The sequence below is a fragment of the Nocardioides sp. SYSU D00065 genome (genome assembly GCF_017916425.1).
Taxonomy (GTDB): domain Bacteria; phylum Actinomycetota; class Actinomycetes; order Propionibacteriales; family Nocardioidaceae; genus Nocardioides.
In genome coordinates this window covers 1-17,798 of the sequence record NZ_JAFMSX010000001.1, presented here as the reverse complement: position 1 = coordinate 17,798, position 17,798 = coordinate 1, and the positions used below count along the sequence as shown (strand labels likewise).

The window sequence follows — 17,798 nt, the reverse complement described above, 5'->3', positions numbered from 1 at the left end:
GTCCGCGCGCGCGGCCTCCTAGGGTCGGGGCATGACATCGAGGACGACCCCGGGGACGGCTCCGGCGGCCCCCAGGACGGCGCTGGTGGTCGAGGACGAGCGCACCATCAGCGACGCCCTCGCCCAGCGGCTGCGGGCCGAGGGCTTCACCGTGGAGCAGGCCTTCGACGGCCCGTCGGCGGTCGAGCTGGCAAGGACCGCACGTCCCGACGTCGTCCTGCTCGACGTGATGCTCCCGGGCTTCGACGGGTTGGAGGTGTGCCGCCGGATCCAGGCCGAGCGGCCGGTGCCCGTGCTCATGCTGACCGCCCGCGACGACGAGGCCGACGTGCTCGTGGGGCTCGGCATCGGTGCGGACGACTACCTCACCAAGCCCTTCTCGATGCGCGAGGTCGTGGCTCGCGTGTCGGCGCTGCTGCGCCGGGTGGAGCGTGCGGCGGCGCTCGCCGACCAGCGGCCGGCGGTCATCCGCGTCGGCGCGGTCGCCATCGACCCCGGCACCCGGCGTACGACGGTCGCCGACGAGCCGGTGCACCTCACCCCGACCGAGTTCGACCTGCTGCTGTGCCTGGCGCGCGAAGCCGGTCAGGTGCTCAGCCGGGAGCGGCTGCTGCGCGAGGTGTGGGACTGGGGCGACGCCTGGGGCACCGCCAGCGCCACCCGGACCGTCGACAGCCACGTCAAGGCGCTGCGCAGCAAGGTCGGCGCCGCCCGCATCCGCACCGTGCACGGCGTCGGGTACGCCCTCGAGGACCTCCCGTGAGCGCCCTGCTGGACGCGGTCTCCAGCCTCAAGGTCAAGCTCGGCCTGCTGGTCGTGGTGTCGGTCGTCGCCGCGGTGCTGCTGACCCTGCTGGGCTCCGCGGCGGACGTCTCGCCGCTGCTGGTCCTGCCGGTGAGCGTGGCACTCGCGCTCGGTGTCACCCAGCTCCTCGCCGCCGGGATGGTCGCGCCGCTGCGTCAGATGACGGAGGTGTCGCGCGCCATGGCCCGCGGCGACTACTCCGGCCGGGTGCGGACGAGTGCCACCGACGAGGTGGGCCAGCTCGCGGCCGCCTTCAACCGGATGGCGGAGGACCTCGCCACGGTGGACCGCGAGCGGCGCGACCTCATCGCGACCGTCTCCCACGAGCTGCGCACGCCGCTCACCGCCATGACAGCGCTGCTGGAGAACCTCGCCGACGGTGTGGTGCCAGCGGACCCCGAGCACCTCGAGGCCGCTCTCGGTGAGGCCGAGCGTCTCGCCGGGCTCGTGGACGACCTGCTGCAGCTGTCCCGCCTCGAGGCCGGCGTGGTGGAGCTCGACCGGCAGGACGTGGACCTACGGGCGCTGGTCCGGCAGTCCGTGGCCCAGCTGGCGTCGGCGGGACGCCCGGGCACGTTCGACGTCGCCGTGCCCGGCGACCTGGTCGTACCAGGAGACCCGGCTCGCCTTCAGCAGCTGCTCGTCAACGTGCTCGACAACGCCGGGCGCCACGCACCGGCCGGGGATCCGGTGCGGGTCAGTGCGGGGGAGGGCGACGCGGGGTGGTGGCTCGAGGTCGTCGACCGCGGCACCGGAGTGGCGCGGGAGGACCGCGAGCGCGTCTTCGAGCGGTTCGGCACCGACGGGGCCGGGGGGACCGGCCTGGGTCTGGCCGTCGCGCGCTGGGCTGCGCAGCTGCACGGCGGCTCGCTCCGCTTCCTCGACCCCGGTCCCGGCGACGGCGCCCGACTGCGCCTGGAGGTTCCGCAGCGCGACACCGGCACCGCCGCGACGGCGTCCGACCTCGTCGAGGGGGAGTCCGCGAGGAGCTCGACCGCAGCGGCTCAGGCCGTACGTCCCGCGCAGCCTGCGGCGCCGTCCGCGTCCCGTCCGCAGCCCGGCCTGGACGCCCTGTTCGGTCGCTTCTGGCCCGAGCGCGCTCTGCCGGGCGGCCTGCGTACGGTCGTCGCCTCCGCGCTGGCGGGGATCGTGGCCGGCGTCGCACTGTCGTTCACCGCGATCGGCCTCACGTGGTCGCTGGTCGCCGTCTGCTGTGGTGCGGCCGCGCTCCTCACGGCGCGTCGGCGCCGTGAGCCGTGGACGCTGCTCTGCGCGGGCCTGGCGCTGCTCCTGGTCCTCCCGATGACCCTGCTCGACGCCTGGTGGATCCAGATGCTCGGCCTCGTCGCCGCGGCGGCGGTGTTCCTGTGCGGCGTCACCGGCGCGCGCACGATGCCGGGGATCGTGCTGTCCGGCGTCGCGTGGCCGCTGGCCTCGCTGCGCGGACTGCCGTGGTTCGGACGCTCGCTGCGCATCGCCGGCACCGGCTCGCGCACGCCGGCGCTGGTCCGCACCCTCGTCTGGTCGGCCCTCGGACTCGCGGTCTTCGGCACGATCTTCGCCAGCGCCAACCCGGTGTTCGGCTCGTGGGTCGACCGGCTCGTGCCCAACCTGACCTTCAACGACCTGGTCGGGCGCGGCTTCCTGGCATGCTTCGTCTTCGCGGCCACCCTGGGGGCGGCCTACCTCGCGCTCAACCCCGCGGACGTCGAGGTCCTCGGGAGGCGTCGTCCCGCGCCGCTGGCCAACCGCTTCGAGTGGCTGGTCCCGGTGCTCGTCGTGGACGCCGTCTTCCTCGCCTTCGTGGCCGCGCAGGCCCGCGCGCTCATCGGCGGGCGCGACTACATCGAGGCGACCACCGGGCTGACCTATGCGGACTTCGTCCATCAAGGTTTCGGGCAGCTCACCCTCGCCACGGCGCTGACCGTCCTGGTCGTCTGGGTCGCGTCGCGCCGAGCGGGCGCGACCCGCGAGGACCGGCGGTGGCTGTTCGCCTCGCTGGGCCTGCTGTGCGGGCTGACGCTGCTCGTGGTCGCGTCGGCGCTGCGCGGCATGAGCGTCTACCAGGACGCCTACGGCTTCACCACGCTGCGACTGTTCGTCGACGTCTTCGAGGGCTGGCTGGGCTTCGTCGTGCTGGCCATCATGGTCGCCGGGGTCGCCGGCCGGGGCCGGTGGCTGCCGCGGATCGCGCTCGTCTCGGGAGCGATCGCGCTCTTGGGCCTGGCCGCGATCAATCCCGACGCCTGGGTGGCCCGGCAGAACCTCGATCGCTACGACGCCACCGGTCGGGTCGACCTGCGCTACCTGCAGACCCTGTCGGCCGACGCGGCCCCGGTGATCGCCGAGCGCCTGCCCCGGCCGGTGGCGCGCTGCGTGCTGCAGGACCTGCCGTACGCCTCTTTGGACCCGGAGGCCCTCGACGACGCACGGGCCTGGAACCTGGCGCGCTCCCGGGCCGAGGAAGCGGTCGCGCAGCTCGACCTCGCCTGGCCACCGGTCTCCGGCGGCGAATGTGCTGGTGTGTGGAACGCCTACGGCGAGTAGCATGACGGTCGTGGACACGAGCCTGCGATTTCTGCGCCCCGGACCTGGTCCGTCGGGCAGCTGACGTCACCGGGTCCGGGGAGTCCCCGTCCGACCCGACGCTCATCCACTTCTAGACTCTGCGGCGACCTGCCGTCGCTGCGCGAAGGCCACGTCCCAGACCCAGCAGCGATCTGCGTAGCGCTGCGCGAGAGAGAGCCATGTCCGGCCCCAACACCGACTACGACCCCGTCGAAGTGACCCCGCTCAAGGCCGAGCACGTCGAGGAGATGCGGGAGGCGGCCCTGGCGGCCATCGCCGCCGCCGCCGACCTCGACGCCCTCAAGCAGGTGCGCCTCGACCACGCCGGGGACCGTTCCCCGCTGGCCCTGGCCAACCGGGAGATCGGCGCGCTCCCGCCCCAGGCGCGCAAGGAGGCCGGTCAGCGCGTCGGCCAGGCCCGGGGTGCGGTCAACCAGGCGCTGGCGGCACGCCAGCGCGTCCTCGAGGCCGAGCACGAGCAGCGGATGCTGGCTGAGGAGGCCGTCGACGTCACCCTGCCCACCACGCGGCACCGACGCGGGGGACGCCACCCGATCACCCTGCAGTCCGAGCTCATCGCCGACCTTTTCGTCGCCATGGGCTGGGAGGTCGCCGAGGGGCCGGTCGTAGAGGCCGAGTGGCTCAACTTCGACGCCCTCAACCTCGGTCCCGACCACCCGGCGCGCACCATGCAGGACACGTTCTGGACCGAGCCGGCGGACCACCACGTCGTGCTGCGCACGCAGACCTCGCCCGTGCAGGCGCGGACGATGCTGACCCGCAAGCCGCCCATCTACGTGGTGTGCCCGGGCCGGGTCTTCCGCACCGACGAGTACGACGCCACCCACTCTCCGATGTTCCACCAGGTCGAGGGCCTCGTGGTCGACGAGGGCATCACGATGGCCCACCTCAAGGGCACGCTCGACCACTTCGCCTCCCAGCTGTTCGGCGACGGCATCACGACGCGGTTCCGGCCGTCGTACTTCCCGTTCACCGAGCCGTCGGCCGAGGTCGACGTGCGCTGCTTCGTCTGCCGCGGCGGGGAGGGACAGGCCGCGTGCCGCACCTGCCGCGGCGAGGGCTGGATCGAGTGGGGCGGCTGCGGGGTGGTCAACCCGCGCGTGCTCGTGGCGTGCGGCGTGGACCCCGCCGTCTACTCCGGCTTCGCGTTCGGCATGGGCATCGACCGCTCGTTCATGTTCCGCCACGACCTCGAGGACCTGCGTGCACTCTTCGAGGGCGACGTCCGCTTCTCGTCCGCCTTCGGCACCGAGATCTGAGAGAGGACCACGCAGATGAAGGCACCCCTGTCCTGGATCCTGGAGCACGTCGACGTGCCGGCCGGCACGACGACCGAGGAGATCACCGACCGGCTGACGCTGACCGGGCTCAAGCTCGAGGCGGTCGAGAGCCCCGGTCGCGAGATCACCGGCCCGCTCGTGATCGGCCGCGTGCTGACGATGAAGCCCGAGCCGCAGAAGAACGGCAAGACCATCAACTGGTGCACCGTCGACGTCGGGGACGCCAACGGCACCGGCGAGCCGCAGGGCATCGTCTGCGGGGCGCACAACTTCGCACCGGGCGACCTCGTGGTCACGGTGCTGCCCGGTGGCGTGCTGCCGGGCGGGTTCGAGATCAGCGCCCGCAAGACCTACGGGCACGTGTCCGCGGGCATGATCTGCTCCGCCCGCGAGCTCGGCCTCGGCGACGACCACGACGGGATCATCGTCCTGCCCGAGGACGCCGGGAAGCCGGGCGAGGACGTACGCCCGGTGCTGGGGCTCGACGAGGAGACGATCGAGCTCGAGATCAACCCCGACCGCGCCTACGCGCTGTCCATCCGCGGCATCGCCCGCGAGGTGCTGGTCTCGGTCGAGGGTGCGAGCGGCTTCCGTGACCCCGCGCTGCGCGACACGCCGCCGGCGAACCCCGACGGCCACCCGGTCCTCGTCGAGGACCCCGAGGGCTGCCCGGTGTTCGTCGCTCGCCGCGTCACCGGCTTCGACCCGAGCGCCCCGACGCCCGACCACATCGTCCGGCGCATCACGGCCGCCGGGATGCGGCCGATCTCCCTGGCCGTCGACGTCACCAACTACGTCATGCTCGAGACCGGCCGACCCATCCACGGCTACGACGCCGACAAGGTCCAGGGCGCCCTCGTCGTACGACGCGCGCGCCCCGGCGAGCGGTTGACCACCCTCGACGGTGCCGACCGCGCACTCGACCCGGGCGACCTGGTCGTCGCGGACGACTCGGGGATCATCGGTCTCGGCGGCGTGATGGGCGGGGAGACGACCGAGATGTCGGGCTCCACCACCTCGATCCTCGTCGAGGCGGCCCACTGGGACGCGGTGTCGATGTTCCGCACCGGGCGTCGGCACAAGATCACCTCCGAGGCCGGCAAGCGCAACGAGCGCGGGGTCGACCCGACGATCTGCGAGGCCGCGGCCGACAGGGTGGTCGAGCTCCTCGTCGAGCACGGCGGCGCGGTGGCCGACCCGGGTGTGACAGTCGTCGGCACCCCGCCCGCGATGCCGACGATCCAGGTGGCCGGTGACCTCGCCGCCCGCGTCTCCGGCATGGAGATCTCGGCGGAGCGCAGCGCGGAGTGCCTGCGCGCCGTCGGCTGCGAGGTGTCCGGGTCCGGGACGCTGTCCGTCACGCCCCCGCCGTGGCGCCCCGACCTCACGGACGCCCAGGACTTCTCCGAGGAGGTCATCCGCCTCGTGGGCTACGACCAGGTGCCGTCGGTCCTCCCGACGCCACCGTCGGGCCGCGGCCTGACCCGCGCGCAGCAGCTGCGCAGGCGTATCGGGCGCACGCTGGCCGGCGAGGGCTACGTGGAGGTCGTGAACTTCCCGTTCGTCGGCGAGGCCGACCTGGACGACCTCGGGCTGCCCGCCGACGACCCGCGCCGCGACCTGCTGCGCCTGTCCAACCCGCTGAGCGCCGAGGCCGCGTTCATGACCTCGACGCTGCTCCCGGGCCTGCTCCGCACCGCCGGCAAGAACGTCGGGCACGGCACCACCGACGTGGCGGTCTTCGAGACCGCCACCGTCACGCTGCCGCGCCACGCCGGGCCGGCCCCGATCCTGCCGGTCGACCGCCGTCCGTCCGACGAGGAGCTCGCGGCGCTGGACGCCGCCCTGCCGGCGCAGCCGTTGCACCTCGCCGTCGTCGCCACCGGTGACGCCGACGCGCCGGGCTGGTGGGGAGGGGCGCGGCAGGTCGGCTGGGCCGACGCGGTCGAGGCCGTGCGGTCGGCGGCCGCCGCCCTGGGACTCGAGGTCGAGGCATCCGCGGCCGCCTTGGCGCCGTGGCACCCCGGACGCTGCGCCGAGCTGTCCGTCGACGGCGAGGTCATCGGCCACGCCGGAGAGGTCCACCCCGTCGTGTGCCGGGCCTTCGGGCTTCCGGCGCGCAGCGTGGCTGCCGAGGTCGACCTCGACGTCCTGATCGACAAGGCCGTCCACCTGCGTCCCGCACCGTCGTACTCGTCCTACCCCGTCGCCAAGGAGGACGTCGCCCTGGTGGTCGACACCTCGGTGCCGGCCGCCGACGTGGAGGCCGCCCTGCGTGATGGGGCCGGCGACCTGCTGGAGTCGATCCGGCTCTTCGACGTCTACACCGGTGACCAGGTGGGCGAGGGTCGCAAGTCGCTGGCCTACGCGCTGCGCTTCCGCGCGTCCGACCGGACGCTCAAGGAGGGCGAGGCCGCTGCCGCCCGCGACGCCGCGGTGGCGCTCGCCGCTGAGCGCACCGGCGCCGTCCAGCGCGCCTGACGAGCCGACGACGGTGGAGCCCGGACCGCACCGAGCGGTCCGGGTCTCCACTGCGGGGCGAGCGTCTGCGGCGGCGCCGCGCGTCAGTTGATCGGCGAGGCCACCACCGCGCGGAACCGGGCCAGGACCTCGGGGTCGCCGGCGACCGAGATCGCGGCGTCGTCCGCGCGGTTCCACAGCCACAGGTCGAGCGCCTGCGCGGTGCCGTCGACCACGGCGTCCGGCTCGACCTCCTCGTCCTCGGGCGCCGGCACGACGTGGAAGTCCTCCTCGTCGGCGTACGACGTCCCGCTGTCCGGGTCGGTGCCGGAGAACGTCCCGAAGCGGACCCAGAATCCCTCACCGGTGTCGGTGACGTCGACGCGCACCAGTCCCTCGCCGGGCTCCCACGCGCCCCACGGCGGCAGACCGCCGTACATCACGTCGAGGCACTCGTGCACCCCGTCCGCGGCGAGCGTCGGGTCCAGCAGGCTCTGGAGCCCGGCGGCCTGCTCGGCGTCGACCCGGTGCACCAGCGCCTCGTGCGCCTGACGGCGCAGGATGAACCCGACGGTGTGGTCGTCCGACCAGTTCCAGGCCTCCTCGCGCGGGTCGGCGGCCGCCAGCACCTCGACGAGGTCGTGCGACCACTCGTCGAAGGTCGCGAGCAGGTCGGCGTACGTCCCGGGGCGGGGTGGCTCGACGTCGTCGGGCCGGGCGGGCCGTGTCGTGACGACCTCCGCCCACCAGCGCTGCACCGTGGCGAGGTGCCAGAGCAGGTCGGCGGCGCTCCAGTCGGGACACGCCGGCACGCGGGCGTCGGGGTCGCAGCCGGCCAGCACCTCGCGGAATCGCGCGGACTCGGACCGGAGATGGGCGAGGTAGGTGTCTGCTGGCAGTCGGCTCACCCGATCACCGTAGTGATGCGAGCGACGCCGCGCCGCAGTGTTTCCGCCCTCGGTGCAGCGGGCATGCAAGCCGATGTATAGTCATGCACATGACCGCATCAGTCGCCGTGGCCGGAGCCAGCGGGTACGCCGGGGGCGAGGTGCTGCGCCTCCTGCTGGGCCACCCCGAGGTCGAGATCGGCACCCTGACCGCGGGATCCAACGCCGGAGAGCGGCTCGGGGCCCTGCAGCCGCACCTGCTGCCGCTCGCCGACCGGGTCCTGACCGACACCTCGGTGGAGACGCTGGCCGGCCACGACGTCGTGTTCCTCGCCCTCCCGCACGGCCAGTCCGCCGCCATCGCGCAGGACCTGGGCGAGGACACCGTCGTCATCGACTGCGGCGCCGACTTCCGGCTGACCGACCCGGGGGAGTGGACGGCGTACTACGGCGGCGACCACGCCGGGTCCTGGCCCTACGGCCTGCCCGAGCTGCCCGGCCAGCGCGACGCACTGCGGGGCGCGCGCCGGATCGCCGTGCCCGGGTGCTACCCGACCGTGTCGACCCTCGCGATCGTGCCGGCCCTGGCGGCCGGACTCGTCGAGCCGGAGGTGACCGTCGTCGCCGCGTCCGGCACCAGCGGGGCCGGCAAGGCGGCCAAGCCGCACCTGCTCGGCAGCGAGGTGATCGGCAACGCCAGCGCCTACGGCGTCGGCGGCGCGCACCGCCACACGCCCGAGATCGTCCAGAACCTCAGCGGCGTGCACGGCGGCCCCGTCGCCGTCGGCTTCACACCGCTGCTCGTGCCGATGTCGCGCGGCATCCTCGCCACCGTGCAGGCACCGGTGCTGGACGGCGTCGACGCCGGCGCGGTGCGCGACGCCTACGCGGGCGCGTACGCCGACGAGCCGTTCGTGCACCTCCTGCCCGCGGGCCAGTGGCCCCAGACCCAGTCGGTGCTCGGCTCCAACGCCGTGCAGGTGCAGGTCGCCGTCGACGAGCGCGTACGACGACTCGTGGCGGTGGCCGTGGTCGACAACCTCGCCAAGGGCACCGCCGGCGCCGCCGTCCAGTGCATGAACCTCGCCCTGGGCCTCGACGAGGCCACCGGGCTCTCCACGATCGGACTCGCTCCCTGATGACCGTCACCCATCCAGCCGGCTTCACCGCCGCCGGCGTCGCCGCCGGACTCAAGTCCACCGGCGCCCCCGACCTCGCCCTGGTCGTCAACCAGGGCCCCGCCTACGACTCCGCCACCGTCTTCACCGCCAACCGCTGCAAGGCCAACCCCGTCCTGTGGAGCCAGGAGGTCGTCAAGGACGGCGTCGTGCGCGCCGTCGTGCTGAACTCCGGCGGCGCCAACTGCTACACCGGGCCCGAGGGGTTCCAGACCACGCACGCCGTGGCGGAGAAGGTCGCCGAGGGCCTCGGCATCGGAGCGATCGACGTCGTGGTCTGCTCCACCGGCCTGATCGGGCTCGCCAACGACCGCGACCGCCTGCTGGCGGGCGTCGAGGCCGCCACGGCCGCCCTCGGACCCGACGGGGGAGCGGCCGCCGCGCAGGCGATCATGACGACCGACTCCGTCAGCAAGAACGTCGTGGTCGAGGGTGCCGGTTGGTCCATCGGCGGCATGGCGAAGGGTGCGGGCATGCTCGCGCCCCAGCTCGCCACGATGCTCGTGGTGCTGACCACCGACGCCGTCGTGCCCGCCGCCGAGCTCGACGCCGCCCTGCGCGCCGCCACCCGGGTCAGCTTCGACCGGCTCGACTCCGACGGCTGCATGTCCACCAACGACACCGTCACCGTCATGGCCAGCGGCGCCAGCGGGATCACCCCGACGCCGGAGGACTTCACCGCCGCCCTCACCCAGGCCTGCACCGACCTCGCCATGCAGCTGCTCGCCGACGCCGAGGGCGCCGATCACGAGATCGCGATCACCACGCTGCACGCCGCCACCGAGGAAGAGGCGGTCGAGGTCAGCCGCAGCGTCGCGCGCAGCAACCTCTTCAAGGCCGCCATCTACGGCAACGACCCCAACTGGGGCCGCGTGCTGGCCAGCATCGGCACCACCTCGGCCCGGTTCGACCCGGCCGACCTCGACGTCGCGATGAACGGCGTGTGGGTGTGCCGGCAGTCCACACCGGCGGAGGACCCGGCGGGCGTCGACCTCACCGGCCGTGAGGTCAGCGTGACGATCGACCTCAAGTCCGGCGACGCCCGCGCCACCGTCTGGACCAACGACCTCACCCACGCCTACGTCCACGAGAACAGCGCCTACAGCTCATGAACCAGACCAGCACCGAGGCCCAGCCCGACACCCAGCCGCTGCCGAGCCCGCGCCGGCCCGACCCGGCGAAGGCGCGGACGCTGGCTGCCGCGCTGCCGTGGCTCAAGCGCTACCACGGCCGCACGATCGTGGTGAAGTACGGCGGCAACGCGATGACCGACGACTCGCTCAAGGCCGCCTTCGCCGAGGACATCGCCTTCCTTCGCTTCGCCGGCTTCAAGCCGGTCGTCGTCCACGGCGGCGGCCCGCAGATCTCCCGCATGCTCGACAAGCTCGGCATCGAGTCGGAGTTCCGCGGCGGCCTGCGGGTCACCACGCCGGAGGCGATGGACGTCGTCCGCATGGTCCTGGTCGGCCAGGTGCAGCGCGAGCTGGTCGGTCTGGTCAACCAGCACGGGCCGCTCGCCGTCGGGCTGTCCGGCGAGGACGCCGGCCTGTTCACCGCCGAGCCGACCGCGACCGTGGTCGACGGCGAGGAGGTCGACCTGGGCCTCGTCGGCGAGGTGTCGAAGGTGCGCCCCGAGGCCGTGCTCGACCTGATCGAGGCCGGTCGGGTCCCCGTGGTCAGCTCGGTCGCGCCCGACGTCCACGGCCGCGTCCACAACGTCAACGCCGACACCGCCGCCGCCGCGCTGGCGATCGCCCTGGGCGCGGAGAAGCTCCTCGTGCTCACCGACGTCGAGGGGCTCTACCGCGACTACGGCAATTCCGACGACCTCATCCAGGAGATCAGCCCGGAGGCGCTCGGGGAGATGCTGCCGTCGCTCGACGCCGGCATGGTGCCCAAGATGCGCGCCTGCTACGAGGCGGTGACCGGCGGGGTGCCCCGCGCGACCGTCGTCGACGGCCGGGAGCCGCACGCGGTCCTGCTGGAGATCTTCACCGACGAGGGAGTCGGGACCCAGGTCCTGCCCGGCGTCGCCACCCGCATGCGCAAGCCCTACGCCACGGAGGTCGGGTCGTGACCGGTCAGTCCGAGCTGCAGCACCGCTACGCCGATGCCGTGATGAACACCTTCGGCCCGCCCGCCCTGGCCCTCGTGCGCGGCAAGGGCGCCCGCGTCTGGGACGCCGACGGCAAGGAGTACGTCGACCTGCTCGGCGGCATCGCGGTCAACGCCCTCGGCCACGCCCACCCGGCGCTGGTCGACGCGGTGACCACCCAGCTCGCCACGCTGGGCCACGTGTCGAACTTCTTCGCCACCGAGCCGCAGGTGGCGCTGGCCGAGCGGCTGCTCGGGCTCCTGGGATGGAGCGACGGCCGGGTGTTCTTGAGCAACTCCGGCGCTGAGGCCAACGAGGCGGCGCTCAAGCTCACCCGCCGCACCGGTCGCACGCGGGTCGTCGCGGCCCAGGGCTCGTTCCACGGGCGCACCATGGGCGCGCTGTCGCTGACGTCCAAGGCCGCCTACCGCGAGCCCTTCGAGCCGCTGCCCGGGGAGGTGACCTTCGTGCCCTACGACGACGTGGCCGCGCTCGCCGCCGCCGTCGACGACACCGTCGCCGCGGTCGTCCTGGAGCCGATCCAGGGCGAGGCTGGGGTCGTCGTACCGTCTTCGGGCTACCTGCCGGCCGCGCAGGACATCGCCCGCGACAACGGCGCGCTGCTGTGGCTGGACGAGGTGCAGACCGGCATCGGCCGCACCGGGACGTGGTTCGCCCACCAGCTCCTCGACGGCGTCGACCCCGACGTCGTCACGCTCGCGAAGGGTCTCGGTGGCGGCATCCCGGTGGGCGCCACCGTGGCCCGCGGGACCGCGGCGACTCTGCTGCAGCCGGGCAACCACGGCACCACCTTCGGCGGCAACCCGGTCGCCTCCGCGGCGGCCCTCGCAGTCCTCAGCACCCTCGACGCCGACGGTCTGCTCGAGGCGGCGACCGAGCGCGGTGAGCAGCTCGCCGACCTGCTGGCGCAGCAGGCAGGTGTCGTCGAGGTCACCGGCGCGGGGCTGATGCGGGGCGCCGAGCTCGACGGCCCGTACGCCGCGGAGGCGGTCGTCGCCGCCCGCGAGGCCGGCTTCATCCTCAACGCCACCGGACCGACGCGGCTGCGGTTCGTCCCGCCGCTGGTCCTCACCCGCGACGACCTCGACGCCTTCGCCGCGGCCCTGCCCGCGATCCTCGACACCGCCCGCGCTGCCGCCGGCTCGACCCGGGAGACCCCATGACCCGCCACTTCCTGCGCGACGACGACCTGTCGCCGGCCGAGCTGATCGAGGTCCTCGACCTCGCCGACGCCATGAAGGCCGAGCCCTTCGAGCACAAGCCGCTCACCGGCCCCCGCACCGTCGCCCTGGTCTTCGACCGGCCCACCCTGCGCACCCAGGTCTCGTTCTCGGCCGGGATCGCCGAGCTCGGCGGCCATCCGATGACCGTCGACGGCGGCCTGGCCGCGATGGGGTCGCGCGAGGGCGTCGAGGACGTGGCTCGCATCCTCGGCCGGCAGGCGGCGGCCGTCGTGTGGCGCACCGCCCACCAGCACGACCTGACCACCATGGCCGAGTACGCCGGCGTACCCGTCCTCAACGCGCTCACCGACGAGTTCCACCCCTGCCAGCTGCTGGCCGACCTGCAGACGGTCCGCGAGCACAAGGGCCGCCTGGCCGGCGTCCGCGTCGCATTCGTCGGTGACGGCGCCTGCAACATGGGCAACTCGTGGGTGCTGGCCGGCGCCTCCGCAGGCATGCACGTCGTGGTGGGCGCCCCCGACGGGTTCAGCCCCGACGTCGACGTCCTGGCGCGTGCCCGCGACATCGCCCAGGACACCGGCGGCTCCGTCGAGCTGACCGCCGAGGCGGTCGAGGCCGTCAAGGGCGCTGACGTCCTGGTGACCGACTCGTGGGTGAGCATGGGCCGCGAGGAGGAGTCCGGCGAGCGGCTGCGGATCTTCCCGCCGTACGCCGTCACCGGCGACCTCCTGGCGCACGCCGAGCCCGACGCGATCGTCATGCACTGCTTGCCGGCCTACCGGGGCAAGGAGATCGCCGAGGACGTCATCGAGGGGCCCCGGTCGGTGGTGTGGGACGAGGCGGAGAACCGCCGCCACGCCCAGAAGGCCGTGCTCACCTGGCTCCTGGAGCGATCGTGACCGCCGTGACGCCTCTCACCAAGAGTGCCCGGCACCAGCGGATCATCGACATCGTCACCGCACACCCGGTGCGCTCGCAGACCGAGCTCGCGGACCTGCTGGCCGACCACGGCGTCCGGGTCACCCAGGCCACGCTCAGCCGCGACCTCGTCGAGCTCGACGCAGTCAAGGTGCGCGGCGCCGACGGCGTGCTCGTGTACGCCGTGCCGGGGGAGGGCGGCGACCGCACCGTCTCCGCGCCCCGCGAGAGCGCCGCCGGTCGCGACCGCCTGGCCCGGCTGTGCGCGGAGCTGCTCGTCAGCGCCGAGGCCAGCGCCAACCTGGTCGTGCTGCGCACCCCGCCCGGCGCGGCGCAGTTCCTGGCCAGCGCGTTCGACAAGGCCGACCTGGGTGACATCCTCGGCACGATCGCCGGCGACGACACCGTCCTGGTCATCGGCCGTGACCCGACGGGGGGCGACGCGCTCGTCCGGCGCTTCCTCGACCTGGCCAACGACCCGCACCACGCCACCCCCGCACCCCGGGCCGACGCCGACCCTTCCACCGACACCGACACTTCTGACAAGGACTACCAGTGAGCAAGGTCCTCACCTCCCTCCCGATCGGCGAGCGCGTCGGCATCGCGTTCTCCGGCGGCCTCGACACCTCGGTGGCGGTCGCCTGGATGCGCGACCGGGGCGCCGTGCCCTGCACCTACACCGCCGACATCGGCCAGTACGACGAGCCGGACATCTCCGGCGTGCCGTCCCGCGCGCTGCAGTACGGCGCGGAGCTGGCGCGCGCCGTCGACTGTCGCTCGCAGCTGGTCGAGGAGGGCCTCGCGGCGCTGGCGTGCGGCGCGTTCCACATCCGCTCCGGCGGCCGGGTGTACTTCAACACCACGCCCCTGGGGCGTGCCGTGACCGGCACCATGCTGGTGCGCGCCATGCACGAGGACGGCGTCAACATCTGGGGCGACGGGTCCACCTTCAAGGGCAACGACATCGAGCGGTTCTACCGCTACGGCCTGCTCGCCAATCCCGACCTGCGCATCTACAAGCCGTGGCTCGACGCCGACTTCGTCACCGAGCTCGGCGGTCGCCACGAGATGAGCGCGTGGCTGACCGAGCACGGCCTGCCCTACCGCGACAGCCAGGAGAAGGCGTACTCGACCGACGCCAACATCTGGGGCGCCACCCACGAGGCCAAGACGCTCGAGCACCTCGACGTGTCCCTGGAGACGGTCGAGCCGATCATGGGCGTGAAGTTCTGGGACCCCTCGGTGGCGATCGAGCCCGAGGACGTCACGATCGGCTTCGAGCAGGGACGTCCGGTGTCGATCAACGGTGTGCGCCTCGACCCGGTCGCACTGGTCCACGAGGCCAACGCCATCGGGGGGCGCCACGGCCTCGGCATGTCCGACCAGATCGAGAATCGGATCATCGAGGCCAAGTCCCGCGGCATCTACGAGGCGCCCGCCATGGCGCTGCTGTTCATCGCCTACGAGCGCCTGGTCAACGCGATCCACAACGAGGACACCGTCGCCCAGTACCACAACGAGGGCCGCAAGCTCGGCCGGCTGCTCTACGAGGGCCGCTGGCTGGACCCGCAGGCGCTGATGATCCGCGAGTCGGTGCAGCGGTGGATCGCCTCGCTCGTGGACGGCGAGGTCACCCTCCGTCTGCGTCGTGGCGATGACTACTCGATCCTCGCCACTCGCGGTCCAGCCTTCTCCTACCACCCCGACAAGCTGTCGATGGAGCGCACCGAGAACGCCGCCTTCGGGCCGACCGACCGAATCGGCCAGCTCACGATGCGCAACCTCGACATCGCCGACTCGCGCGCCAAGCTCGAGCTGTACGCCGCCCAGCCGCTCGACCAGGGCCAGGTGCTCGTCGAGAACGGCACCCTGTTCGGCGCCATCGAGTCCGGCGGCTACGACAAGATCACCGACAACCCGGCCGTCGACGGATCGGCCGACGAGACCGCCCTGGAGCACGCCGCGATGGAGTTCGGGACCGACTGATGCCTGACGCACACCCCGACAGCCGGGGCACCACCAACGAGGGGTCGCTGTGGGGTGGCCGCTTCGCCAGCGGGCCGTCCCCGGAGCTCCAGGCGCTGTCGCGCTCGACGCACTTCGACTGGCAGCTCACGCCCTACGACCTCGCCGGCTCGCGCGCTCACGCCAACGCCCTGCACCGGGCCGGCCTGCTGAGCGACGGCGACCACGCCGAGCTGCTGCGCGGGCTGTCGGTGCTGGGGGAGCGGTACGCCGCGGGCGCGCTGCAGCCGGCCGAGTCGGACGAGGACGTGCACGGCGCGCTCGAGCGGCTGCTCCTCGACGAGGTCGGACCCGAGGTCGGCGGCCGACTGCGTGCCGGGCGCTCACGCAACGACCAGGTCGCGACGCTGTTCCGCGCCTACCTGCGCGACCACGCCCGAGCCGTCTCCCTGCTCGTGCTCGACCTCGTCGACGCGCTGGCGAGCCAGGCGGCGGCTCACGTCGACGTGGTGATGCCCGGGCGCACGCACCTGCAGCACGCGCAGCCGGTGCTCCTCGCGCACCACCTGCTGGCGCACGCGTGGCCGCTGGTGCGCGACGTCGAGCGGCTGCGCGACTGGGACGCCCGCGTCGCGGGCGACTCGCCGTACGGGTCCGGGGCGCTCGCCGGACAGACGCTCGGTCTCGACCCCGAGGCGGTGGCGTCCGAGCTCGGCTTCACCGGCTCGTCGGCGAACTCCCTCGACGGCACTGCCGCGCGCGACTTCGCCGCGGAGTTCGCGTACGTCACCGCGCAGGTCGGGGTCGACCTGTCTCGCCTCGCCGAGGACGTGATCCTCTGGACGACGCGCGAGTTCGGCTTCGCCACGCTCCACGACTCGTGGTCCACCGGCTCGAGCATCATGCCGCAGAAGAAGAACCCCGACGTCGCCGAGCTCGCCCGCGGGAAGGCCGGTCGCCTCGTGGGCAACCTCGCCGGACTGATGGCCACGCTCAAGGGGCTCCCGCTGGCCTACAACCGCGACCTGCAGGAGGACAAGGAGCCGGTCTTCGACTCCGTCTCGACGCTCGAGGTGCTCCTGCCGGCGGTGACCGGCATGGTCGCGACCCTGACGTTCGACGGGGCGCGGATGGCCGAGCTCGCTCCCCAGGGATTCTCGTTGGCGACCGACGTGGCCGAGTGGCTGGTGCGCCAGGGCGTGCCGTTCCGCGACGCGCACGAGCTCGCCGGCGCGTGCGTGCGCCGCTGCGAGGACCTCGGCTGCGACCTGCCCGACCTGAGCGACGAGGACCTGGCGGCGATCTCACCGGCGTTGACCCCCGACGTGCGCTCCGTGCTCACCGTGGCGGGCTCGGTCGCCTCCCGCTCGGGGCGTGGGGGGACCGCACCGGCGCGGGTGCGCGGGCAGCTCGACGAGCTGCGCACCGCCAGCTCGGAGCACCGTGCCCGCCTGGGCTGAGGGCGACCCGGTCGAGGTCGCGCCACGCCTGCTGGGTGCGGTGCTCACCCACGGGGACGTCTCGGTGCGCCTCACCGAGGTGGAGGCGTACGCCGGTCCGGCCGACCCCGGATCGCACGCCTTCCGCGGCCAGACCGCGCGCAACGCGGTGATGTTCGGACCGCCCGGGCACCTCTACGTCTACTTCGTCTACGGCATGCACCACTGCGCCAACCTGGTGACCGGACCGGCCGGCGATCCCGGAGCAGTGCTGCTGCGCGCCGGCGAGGTGGTGGACGGCCTCGAGGTCGCGCGCGGGCGTCGGTCCGGCAGCACCGACCGCGAGCTCGCGCGCGGGCCGGCTCGGTTGTGCCGGGCGATGGGCATCGACCTCACGCACAACGGCGTGCGTCCGGCACTGGCGCCGGGGGAGCGACCGGCCTCGATCAGCACCGGACCCCGAGTCGGTCTTCGCCACGCGGCGGACCGGCCCTGGCGATTCTGGATCACCGACGACCCGACCGTCAGCACGTACCGACCGGCGGCGCCGCGCCGTACAGGCCGCTGACCTGCGACTTTGTCTTCCGGCCACCCCCGGTTTGGCATGTGTCCGGGGAAGGGTCTACAGTTCTTCTCGTCGCTGCAAGTGGCGCCGCCTCCTGGCCAGAAGGTCAGCTGAGGCGGAAACCGGCACCGACCACCGAAGCACGAAGCCCGCGAGTTTGACTGCGAGCCAAGCGCCCGGTAAGTTTCTGCAGGTTGCCCCGCGACCGAGCCGGCCAAGCCGGCGAGGAACGGGTGCGTCTGATTCTTGAGAACTCAACAGTGTGTTTGATTAGTCGACGAATTAGTTTGTTATGCCCCGTTGGCTGTTTCTGGTGTCTGCTCCTTGTGGGTGGGTGCTGGTGATGGTCGCGGTTTCTTTGACAATGATTCTGACAGATGTCAGTTTTGTTCAGTCAGGGGATGTGGCTCTTA

Annotated in this window: 14 protein-coding genes; 13 read left to right on the top strand and 1 reads right to left on the bottom strand. The window is 73.0% G+C overall.

Features of this window, described 5'->3' with window-relative positions; translation table 11 throughout:
• The first annotated feature begins 31 nt into the window (after positions 1-31).
• The 4 genes from J3P41_RS00070 to pheT all read left to right on the top strand — a co-directional run bounded on the left by J3P41_RS00070 (position 32) and on the right by pheT (position 7,154).
• Positions 32-763 carry a response regulator transcription factor gene (locus J3P41_RS00070; protein WP_210443129.1) on the top strand — a complete coding sequence of 244 codons (732 nt, stop codon included), beginning with the start codon at positions 32-34 and terminating at the stop codon, positions 761-763.
• Positions 760-3,351 (top strand): DUF4153 domain-containing protein, encoded by a 2,592-nt coding sequence (locus J3P41_RS00065; RefSeq protein ID WP_210443127.1) that lies wholly within the window; start codon positions 760-762, stop codon positions 3,349-3,351. The genes J3P41_RS00070 and J3P41_RS00065 overlap by 4 nt, the downstream gene beginning before the upstream one ends.
• Before the next feature lie 200 nt (positions 3,352-3,551).
• A complete protein-coding gene (pheS, locus tag J3P41_RS00060; protein ID WP_210443125.1) occupies positions 3,552-4,652 on the top strand; it encodes a phenylalanine--tRNA ligase subunit alpha in 1,101 nt (366 codons plus the stop codon).
• 15 nt (positions 4,653-4,667) lie between these two features.
• Positions 4,668-7,154: a phenylalanine--tRNA ligase subunit beta gene (pheT, locus tag J3P41_RS00055; protein ID WP_210443122.1), complete on the top strand. Its 2,487-nt coding sequence runs from the start codon at positions 4,668-4,670 to the stop codon at positions 7,152-7,154.
• A gap of 83 nt (positions 7,155-7,237) precedes the next feature.
• Here pheT and J3P41_RS00050 read toward each other — a convergent pair whose 3' ends face one another.
• Positions 7,238-8,041, bottom strand: a complete 804-nt coding sequence (locus J3P41_RS00050) for a maleylpyruvate isomerase family mycothiol-dependent enzyme (RefSeq protein ID WP_210443120.1) — start codon at positions 8,039-8,041, stop codon at positions 7,238-7,240.
• 89 nt (positions 8,042-8,130) lie between these two features.
• Between J3P41_RS00050 and argC the strand changes: the two genes are divergently transcribed.
• Genes argC through J3P41_RS00005 form a run of 9 tightly spaced genes read left to right on the top strand, consistent with a single transcriptional unit; the run spans position 8,131 to position 17,388 of the window.
• A complete protein-coding gene (gene argC, locus J3P41_RS00045) occupies positions 8,131-9,159 on the top strand; it encodes an N-acetyl-gamma-glutamyl-phosphate reductase (RefSeq protein ID WP_210443117.1) in 1,029 nt (342 codons plus the stop codon).
• Positions 9,159-10,310, top strand: a complete 1,152-nt coding sequence (gene argJ, locus J3P41_RS00040) for a bifunctional glutamate N-acetyltransferase/amino-acid acetyltransferase ArgJ (protein WP_210443115.1) — start codon at positions 9,159-9,161, stop codon at positions 10,308-10,310. Before argC ends, argJ begins: the two co-directional genes overlap by 1 nt.
• The gene (gene argB / locus J3P41_RS00035) at positions 10,307-11,275 is read left to right on the top strand and encodes an acetylglutamate kinase (RefSeq protein WP_210443113.1); all 969 of its coding nucleotides are present in this window, start codon (positions 10,307-10,309) and stop codon (positions 11,273-11,275) included. The genes argJ and argB overlap by 4 nt, the downstream gene beginning before the upstream one ends.
• Entirely contained in the window at positions 11,272-12,477 is a 1,206-nt protein-coding gene (locus J3P41_RS00030) for an acetylornithine transaminase (protein WP_210443110.1), read from the top strand. The genes argB and J3P41_RS00030 overlap by 4 nt, the downstream gene beginning before the upstream one ends.
• Positions 12,474-13,397 carry an ornithine carbamoyltransferase gene (gene argF / locus J3P41_RS00025; protein WP_210443108.1) on the top strand — a complete coding sequence of 308 codons (924 nt, stop codon included), beginning with the start codon at positions 12,474-12,476 and terminating at the stop codon, positions 13,395-13,397. Before J3P41_RS00030 ends, argF begins: the two co-directional genes overlap by 4 nt.
• Positions 13,398-13,402: 5 nt before the next feature.
• Positions 13,403-13,975 (top strand): arginine repressor, encoded by a 573-nt coding sequence (locus J3P41_RS00020; RefSeq protein ID WP_374192853.1) that lies wholly within the window; start codon positions 13,403-13,405, stop codon positions 13,973-13,975.
• The gene (gene argG, locus J3P41_RS00015) at positions 13,972-15,402 is read left to right on the top strand and encodes an argininosuccinate synthase (RefSeq protein WP_210443102.1); all 1,431 of its coding nucleotides are present in this window, start codon (positions 13,972-13,974) and stop codon (positions 15,400-15,402) included. The genes J3P41_RS00020 and argG overlap by 4 nt, the downstream gene beginning before the upstream one ends.
• Positions 15,402-16,841 (top strand): argininosuccinate lyase, encoded by a 1,440-nt coding sequence (argH, locus tag J3P41_RS00010; RefSeq protein ID WP_210443100.1) that lies wholly within the window; start codon positions 15,402-15,404, stop codon positions 16,839-16,841. The genes argG and argH overlap by 1 nt, the downstream gene beginning before the upstream one ends.
• Complete coding sequence (locus J3P41_RS00005) at positions 16,825-17,388, top strand: DNA-3-methyladenine glycosylase (protein WP_210443098.1); 564 nt, start codon at positions 16,825-16,827, stop codon at positions 17,386-17,388. The genes argH and J3P41_RS00005 overlap by 17 nt, the downstream gene beginning before the upstream one ends.
• The last annotated feature ends 410 nt before the right edge of the window (positions 17,389-17,798 follow it).

Excerpts from the sequence above, each read along its gene's own strand:
- pheT (WP_210443122.1), top strand. The coding sequence starts at position 4,668 with ATGAAGGCACCCCTGTCCTGGATCCTGGAGCACGTCGACGTGCCGGCC.
- J3P41_RS00070 (WP_210443129.1), top strand. The coding sequence starts at position 32 with ATGACATCGAGGACGACCCCGGGGACGGCTCCGGCGGCCCCCAGGACG.
- argF (WP_210443108.1), top strand. The coding sequence starts at position 12,474 with ATGACCCGCCACTTCCTGCGCGACGACGACCTGTCGCCGGCCGAGCTG.
- argH (WP_210443100.1), top strand. The coding sequence starts at position 15,402 with ATGCCTGACGCACACCCCGACAGCCGGGGCACCACCAACGAGGGGTCG.
- pheS (WP_210443125.1), top strand. The coding sequence starts at position 3,552 with ATGTCCGGCCCCAACACCGACTACGACCCCGTCGAAGTGACCCCGCTC.
- argC (WP_210443117.1), top strand. The coding sequence starts at position 8,131 with ATGACCGCATCAGTCGCCGTGGCCGGAGCCAGCGGGTACGCCGGGGGC.
- argJ (WP_210443115.1), top strand. The coding sequence starts at position 9,159 with ATGACCGTCACCCATCCAGCCGGCTTCACCGCCGCCGGCGTCGCCGCC.
- argB (WP_210443113.1), top strand. The coding sequence starts at position 10,307 with ATGAACCAGACCAGCACCGAGGCCCAGCCCGACACCCAGCCGCTGCCG.